The sequence below is a fragment of the Streptomyces sp. NPDC060194 genome (assembly GCF_042728285.1).
Classification (GTDB): Bacteria; Actinomycetota; Actinomycetes; order Streptomycetales; family Streptomycetaceae; genus Streptomyces.
Genome location: NZ_JBHWZH010000213.1, coordinates 1 through 6,960 on the forward strand (window position 1 = coordinate 1; position 6,960 = coordinate 6,960).

Genomic DNA, 6,960 nt, shown 5'->3' on the forward strand with positions numbered 1-6,960 from the left:
GCGTGATGCCGCGGGCCGTTCTCGTGGGACCAGGGGTGCTACGTCACCCGCGAGGGGACGTGGCTCCGGGCGGTGAGGTCAGCCCTCGTAGCCGTAGCCGCCCTTGTCGTCCTCCCAGTCGCCGCCCTTGTCGTCCTCGTGGCCGTAGCCGTAGCCGCCCTTGTCGTCCTCCCAGTCGCCGCCCTTGTCGCCCTCGAAGTCACCGTTGACGCAGGTGTTGCCGAAGGCCGGGTTCAGCAGGCCGATGACGTTGACGGTGTTGCCGCAGACGTTGACCGGGACGTGGACCGGGACCTGGACCAGGTTGCCGGAGAGGACGCCGGGGGAGTTCGTCGCCGCACCCTGGGCGCCGGCGTCGGCGACGGCCATGCCGGCACCGGCCAGAGCCATGGCTCCGGTACCGGCGAGGACGGCAGCCGTCTTGACGATGCGAGACATCACGATCTCCTTCGATGGGGAAAGCTGGCCGGGACCGATTCACGACCACTGCCCTTACTAACGTCGTGACAATGCGGGGGTAACGGCCGGATTCGGATCCAATTCGGTGACGGAAAACACGAATCGGCCCCACGGGCGATCCGCGGGGCCGATTCGGGGACGGTTACTTGCCGAGAGGCAGGCCGCCGAGCAGCGGAACGCTCTCGCTCGCGGAGCCGAGGCCCTGGGCGGCGTGCTTCACGTCCTCCACGACGGTGCCGTCGGTGACGTCGTTCTGAAGCGCCTGGCTGTTCAGTTCACTGGTCAGCGTCTCGAGGCCGCCCGTCAGGCTGGTCGGGGTCGTGTGCCCGGCGGCCATGGCCGGCGAGGCCGCGCCGAGGGCCATGACGGTTCCGGCGACGACGGCGGCGACCTTCGTGGGCTTCATGAGAAATGATTCCTTTCACAATGCGTCACATCGATATGGAGCAGTTTTTCGCGCACGCGCCTTGAGCTGTGCGTATGCCGCTTCCGCCCTCTGTAACGAGCCCTCGGCGAATCAGAAACCCCGCGGACGCGAAAACCGCTCGCCGCCACCCGGATGACGGCCGCCGCACTATTGTCGTACCGCCGCCTACGGTTGCGGGGCGGCCTCGGACGGGGCGGCGGGCGCGGGCTCCTCGGCCGCGGCGGACGGCTCCTGTGCCGCCGCCGGCTCGGCGGCCGGCTCGACCGACGCCTCGGTGGACGCGGCCGGTTGGGTGGACGCGGCCGGTTCGGTGGACGCCTCGGCCGACGCCTCGGTGGAGGCGGGCGCCTTCTCGGACGCCTCGGCCGCGGGCTCCGGGGCCTCCACCGCCGGTCCTCCCGGCAGGCCCGGCAGTGCGGGGCTCGGCAGCCCCTCCGTGATCACCGTGGCGGCGAGGAAGCTGATCAGGGTGTTCGTCGCGGTCCGCGCCAGCTTGCGGACCCGGTCCCGGTCACCGGTCTGCGCCGCGGCCGCCAGCGCCTCGGCGTCGCGCTGGACTCTGACGAGGATGCCGTCCTTCACCTCGGCCGGCACCACCGAAGCCCGGCCCCCCGCGCCGGCCTTCGCCGGCGTCACCTCCGCGACGGCCGCCGCGATCGCGTCCGTGTGCCGACGCGCCTCCTCCGCGCTCAGCGTGCCGCCCTCCGCCGTGAGCGCGGCCTTAACGAGCGCGGTGACCGGGGTGAGCACCCCGCCGAGCTCGTCCAGCGTCTCGACGTGCCCGAGGAGGAGGGTGTCGGCGGTCGACGCCGCCGGGGCGTCGGTCGTCTCCGCGAAGACGGGCGCGGCGGCCCCGAGGGCGAGGACCGCGCAGGCGAGGGCGGTCGCGATACGGCGGGAAGGGGCAACGCGCATGGTCTTCCTTCGTTCGGTGCGATGGTCCGCCTGCGACGGACGGGGCGTCATCTCACCGTGCGCGCGCGGGTGTCGGCCCGCACGGGGCGTGCCGCCGATGGGGTGAGCGGTCCACGCGTGCGGGCGCACGCAAAGGGATCCGGTGCGCCGACCTCGTCGTCGGTGCACCGGATCCCGGGCCGTCCCCGCGAAGGGGACGGAGCGTCAGCTCTGTCGTCAGTCGTTGACGCAGGTGTTGCCGAAGGCGGGGTTCAGCACGCCGATGACGTCGACGGTGTTGCCGCAGACGTTGACCGGGACGTGGACCGGGACCTGGACGACGTTGCCGGAGAGGACGCCGGGGGAGTGCGCGGCACCGCCCTGGGCTCCGCTGTCGGCGACGGCGGCACCGGCGGCACCGGCGAAGGAGGCGGCGACGGCACCCGTCAGGACGGCGGCCTTGGCGATACGGGACATGAGAACTCCAGAAATCGAAACGGTGGTGGGGCCGACCGGATGAGGACGGCCTCGCTCATCAAACGGAGCGACCCCCCGGGGGGTTGCGGGTCCGAACGGGTGGTGTCGCGAACGGACGGGCGGAGGACGGATCCTCCCGCCCCGGCGACCCGCGCGGACGAGGAGAAGCTCGAATCGCCCCTTATTGGGATATAACGGTCCGCAGCCCGCGCCGATCCGGCCGCGTTGCAGCGGCGTCGTCGTGGCGGGGGCATTCGTCGACAATCGCCGTCCGCTCACCTCTCGAACAAAGGTCTCCGGTACCGCGCACGGACCGTCGTGGAGTCCGGAGGTGTTATCCGACCGGTTGATGACCTTCCCCTGCACGACGGCCCTGCGGGCCCGCGCGCGGCGGGTTCGCTCTTGACGGAAAGAGGCAGCGTGTGTGCTCAGCGGAGCTCCGGGCCCACCGGTGGCACCGTCCTGCATGTCGTCCAGCCGGGTGAAGGCGGCGTGCCGCGGGTGGTGCTCGACCTGGTGGCCGCTCAGCTGGAGCAGGGTCTCGCCGTGACGCTGGCCTGTCCGGCGGGCACCCCGCTGGCCGCCGCGGCCGCCGGCACCGGGTGCGACCTGTACGACTGGCCGGCCGTGCGCAGCCCGCTGCGCGGGGTGGTGGGCGAGGCGCGACGGCTCGCCCGGCTCGTGGAGCGGGTGGGCCCGGACGTGGTGCACGCGCACAGCGCCAAGGCGGGCCTGGTCGCCCGGGCCGTCCTGCGCGGCCGGATCCCCACCGTCTTCCAGCCGCACGCCTGGTCGTTCGAGGCCGAGGGCGCCCTCACCCGCGCTCTGGCGCTGCGCTGGGAGCGGCTGGCGGCGCGCTGGACCGCGCGGACGGTCTGCGTCAGCGAGGCCGAGCGGCGGCGCGGGCGCGACGCGGGCGTGCGCAGCGCCTGCACGGTGGTGCACAACGGCGTCGACCCCTCCCGTTTCACCCCCGGCCCCGACCCCCGCACCGCGCGGGCCGCGCTCCCCCTGACGGCCGGTCACCCCGACGCGCCGACCGTGGTGTGCGTGGGCCGGCTCTGCCGGCAGAAGGGGCAGGACACCCTGCTCGACGCCTGGGAGGCGGTCCTCGCCCGTCATCCCGCCGCCCGCCTCGTGCTCGTCGGCGACGGTCCGCTCGGCGAGGAGCTGCGCCGCGCGGCCCCCGCCTCGGTCGCCTTCGCCGGCGCCGTGCCCGACACCGCGCCCTGGTACCGCGCGGCCGACGTCGTGGTGCTGCCCTCGCGGTGGGAGGGGATGGCGGTGGCGCCGCTGGAGGCGATGGCGACCGGCCGACCGGTGGTGATCACCGACGTGGACGGGGCCAGGGAGAGCCTGCCGCCCGGGCACCACCCGCTGAGCCTGGTCCGGCCCGACGACCCCGAGGCGCTGGCGTCGGCCCTGGTCCGGCTCCTCGACCAGCCGGAGCTGCGGGCCGTTCTGGGCCGCGAGCAGCACCGGCACGTAAGCGAACACTTCGACGTGCGGCGCGTCGGCGAGGCGATCGCGGGCGTGTACCGCGAGGTCGCCCCCGGCGTGCGCCGCGAATCCTGGGAGCCGGTTTCCCCGTGACCACTGACAGTTTCCCCCTGCCGTCCGGCGGTGCGAACGCGCCCGCCGGCCCCCCGTCGGCCCTCGCCACGGCGGTGGCCGGGCAGCGCGCCGGCGCGGACCGGGCCGTCCTGCCCGTACGCGCCGCGCAGGCGCAGCCGTCCGGCGCACCGCCGTTCGTCGCGGCCGACTGCACCGCGGTGCTGCTCGCCGGGGCGTTCCTGGACGAGCCGCACCGGGACGCGGCGCTGCTGATGCAGCTCACCGTCCTCACCGTCGTGCTCAACCTGCAGGCTGGGCTGCACCGGACGCGGGTGCTCCCCTCGGTGCTCGACGAACTGCCCTCCCTCGCCGCCCGGGTGGCGGTCGTGTGGTGCGCGGCGGCCGCGCTGGCGCCGGGCGGTCTCGGCGCCGGTCCCCTGCCGCTGCTGCTGTGCGGCGCGTTCGCCGTCCACCTGGGCGTCGTCGTCGTGCTGCGCGGCGTGATCCACGGCCACCGCAGGAGGGCGGCGCGGGCACGGCCGCGTTCGGCGCTGGTGGTGGGGACGTCGGCGGGTGCGCAGCGGCTGTGCGGGCTGCTCGCCCAGCACCCGGAGTACGGGATGCGGCCGGTGGGCGTGGTGACGCCGCGGCAGGCGCTGCCGCAGCAGGCGGACGAGACGCCCGCGCTGCCCGTCCTGACCTCGTCGGAGGACACGGTCCGGGCGGTGATCCAGAACAGCGTGCGGGACGTGCTGTTCACGCCGCAGGAGGCGGCCGGGGACCACGGCGACCTCATCGCCCTGCTGCACCGCTACGGGTGCACGGTCTGGCTGCTGGGGGCCCGCCACCCCGAGCGGCGCACCTCGGCGGGCATGAGCCGCCACCTGTGGGGCCACGCCTACCAGCGCCTGGAGCCGCCGGCCGGCGAGCGCGGCATCCCGGCGGCCAAGCGGGCGCTGGACGTCGTCGTCGCAGGGCTGATGCTGCTGGGCGCGCTGCCGCTGCTGGCCGCCTGCGCGCTGGCGGTGCGGGTCTCCGACGGGCCCGGGGTGCTCTTCCGGCAGGAGCGGGTGGGGATGCACGGGCGGCTGTTCGTGCTCCTGAAGTTCCGCACCCTGCGCCCCGCGGACGACCGGGAGGCCGCGACGACGTGGAGCGTCGCCCACGACCACCGGGTCGGCCCCGTCGGCCGGTTCCTGCGCAGGACGTCGCTGGACGAGCTGCCGCAGCTGTGGAACGTGCTGCGCGGCGACATGAGCCTGGTCGGCCCGCGCCCCGAACGCCCGTTCTTCGTCGCGCAGTTCAGCCGTACGCACCCCGGCTACGCGGCCCGGCACCGGATGGTGGTCGGGCTGACCGGACTCGCCCAGGTGCACGGGCTGCGCGGTGACACCTCCATCGAGGACCGCGCCCGCTTCGACAACCACTACATCGACCAGTGGTCGTGGTGGCAGGACGTGTGCATCCTGGTGCGGACCGCGGTGTCGCTGATCCGGCCGGCGGGCAGCTGATGGCGGCCGCGGTGCTCGACGAGGCCCGTCCGGCGCGCGGCGCCGCGCCCGCACCGGCGGCGGGCCCGGGCGCCCGCCCGTGGCGTCGCCTCGCCCCGTACGCCCACCTCGCCCCGCTGCTCGCCGTGATCGCGCTGCTGATGGCCCCGGCGGACGCGTCCGGGGGCGGCACCCCGGCCGACGCGGCGTCGGGGGTGCTCGTCCTGTACTGCGCGGTGCGCCTGCTGCGGCGGCGGGAGCGGCCGCTGACGGCGGTGGGGGCGCTGGTCGTCGGGCTGCCGGTGACCGGGATCGCGCTCGCGTGCGTGACGTCGGCGGACCCGGCGGCGAGCCTGCCGGGCGTCGGCCGCTACCTGCAGGTGTTCGTGCTGGTGCCGCTGGCCGTGCTGCTCGTGGTCCGCGACCGGCGGGACTTCGCCGTCGCCGCCTGGGCGCTGGTCGCGCTCGCCCTGGGCCAGGGTGCGGTGGGGGTGGCGCAGTTCCTGACCGGCACCGGCGCCTCGTACATGGGCCAGGACATCCGCGCGGTGGGCACCTTCGGCCCCTCCGACGTGATGGGCATGGCGACGGTGGTGTCGTACGGGCTCGTCGTGTGCGTGGCGCTCGCCCTGGGGCTCGGTCCGGGTCCCGCAGGGGTGCGGACGCGGCAGGCGGCGGTGGTCTTCGGGGCGCTGCTCGTGGTGCCGCTGGTGCTCTCCTTCAGCCGGGGGGCGTGGATCGCGACGGTCGCCGCCTGCCTGCTGCAGGTGGTGCTCTCCGGCGGGCGGCGGGCACTGCGGGTGCTCGCGACGGTGTCGGCGCTCGGGGTGGTCCTCGTCCTCGGGTTCGGGGTCGGTTCGGCGATGCTCAAGGAGCGGGTCTCCAGCATCACGCAGGTCACCGGCGCCCCCGACCGCTCGGTGACCGACCGGTACACCATGTGGGCGGCCGCCGTGGAGATGTGGCGGGCCGAGCCGGTGACCGGGGTCGGGCTCAAGGGCTTCCCGGAGTACCGCGACAGCAACGCCTCGCTGGCGCTGTCCGCGGGCAGCGACACGGCCGGCGCGGGGCAGGGCTACAAGAAGCAGGCGCTGCTCTCCCCCCACAACATGTACCTGCTCGTCCTCGGCGAGCAGGGCGCGCTCGGTCTGGTGACCCTGCTCGGCAGCTGGCTCGCGCTGCTCGCCCTCGGGCTGCGGCGGCTCGCGGGCGCGGCCCGTACGGGCGGGGCGACCTGGTGCGGGCTGCTCGCGGTCGGGCTGCTCGCGCGGCAGCTGGTGGACTTCGCGTACGCGGACATCGGCGGCCCCTCGACGGTCCTGACCTCGGTGATGTTCGGTCTCGCGGCGTGGTGGGCGCTGGCCGCGGACGGCGGCCCGCGGGGCGGCGCGATCCGCGCCGGGGCGGACCTTCCCGGCCCCGCCCTCGTCGGCGCGGCTCGCGGCGGCGCCGACCGCGCCGGTGCTCTGCGCGGCGGCGGCACGGAGGGCGGGCATGGGGCACGTGGCTGACACCGCCGACGCCGAGACCACCGGCACCGATACGGCCCACGCGCCCGGCGGGCCCCGGCACCGCGGCACTCCCCGGACCGCCGCACCGTGTCCGCGCCGCGAGCCGGCCGGCGGCCCGGTGCCGGGCGGGCGCGCGGCGGACGGTGGC

General features: G+C 75.4%; 6 protein-coding genes and 1 pseudogene. 3 read left to right on the plus strand and 4 right to left on the minus strand.

Annotated features, from left to right (window positions below; all coding sequences use genetic code 11):
• Positions 1–141: 141 nt before the first annotated feature.
• From ACFWEG_RS27480 to ACFWEG_RS27495, 4 genes and pseudogenes are all read right to left on the minus strand, one after another.
• Positions 142–438: pseudogene (locus tag ACFWEG_RS27480) on the minus strand (chaplin); the annotation flags it as partial.
• A 163-nt stretch (positions 439–601) separates the two neighbouring features.
• Positions 602–865 carry a hypothetical protein gene (locus tag ACFWEG_RS27485; RefSeq protein ID WP_387220391.1) on the minus strand — a complete coding sequence of 88 codons (264 nt, stop codon included), beginning with the start codon at positions 863–865 and terminating at the stop codon, positions 602–604.
• Positions 866–1,051: 186 nt separating this feature from the next.
• Positions 1,052–1,801 (minus strand): hypothetical protein, encoded by a 750-nt coding sequence (locus ACFWEG_RS27490; protein ID WP_387220393.1) that lies wholly within the window; start codon positions 1,799–1,801, stop codon positions 1,052–1,054.
• 216 nt (positions 1,802–2,017) lie between these two features.
• Positions 2,018–2,257 (minus strand): chaplin, encoded by a 240-nt coding sequence (locus ACFWEG_RS27495; protein WP_387220395.1) that lies wholly within the window; start codon positions 2,255–2,257, stop codon positions 2,018–2,020.
• A gap of 420 nt (positions 2,258–2,677) precedes the next feature.
• On the opposite strand from ACFWEG_RS27495, the gene ACFWEG_RS27500 reads away from it, so the two are divergent.
• The 3 genes from ACFWEG_RS27500 to ACFWEG_RS27510 are packed head-to-tail and all read left to right on the plus strand — an operon-like array spanning position 2,678 to position 6,812.
• Positions 2,678–3,850, plus strand: a complete 1,173-nt coding sequence (locus ACFWEG_RS27500) for a glycosyltransferase (protein ID WP_387220397.1) — start codon at positions 2,678–2,680, stop codon at positions 3,848–3,850.
• Positions 3,847–5,322, plus strand: coding sequence for an exopolysaccharide biosynthesis polyprenyl glycosylphosphotransferase (locus tag ACFWEG_RS27505; protein WP_387220399.1), 1,476 nt, complete (start codon positions 3,847–3,849; stop codon positions 5,320–5,322). Before ACFWEG_RS27500 ends, ACFWEG_RS27505 begins: the two co-directional genes overlap by 4 nt.
• Positions 5,322–6,812 (plus strand): O-antigen ligase family protein, encoded by a 1,491-nt coding sequence (locus tag ACFWEG_RS27510; protein WP_387220402.1) that lies wholly within the window; start codon positions 5,322–5,324, stop codon positions 6,810–6,812. The genes ACFWEG_RS27505 and ACFWEG_RS27510 overlap by 1 nt, the downstream gene beginning before the upstream one ends.
• Positions 6,813–6,960: the final 148 nt, after the last annotated feature.

Excerpts from the sequence above, each read along its gene's own strand:
- ACFWEG_RS27495 (WP_387220395.1), bottom strand. The coding sequence starts at position 2,257 with ATGTCCCGTATCGCCAAGGCCGCCGTCCTGACGGGTGCCGTCGCCGCC.
- ACFWEG_RS27510 (WP_387220402.1), top strand. The coding sequence starts at position 5,322 with ATGGCGGCCGCGGTGCTCGACGAGGCCCGTCCGGCGCGCGGCGCCGCG.
- ACFWEG_RS27490 (WP_387220393.1), bottom strand. The coding sequence starts at position 1,801 with ATGCGCGTTGCCCCTTCCCGCCGTATCGCGACCGCCCTCGCCTGCGCG.
- ACFWEG_RS27485 (WP_387220391.1), bottom strand. The coding sequence starts at position 865 with ATGAAGCCCACGAAGGTCGCCGCCGTCGTCGCCGGAACCGTCATGGCC.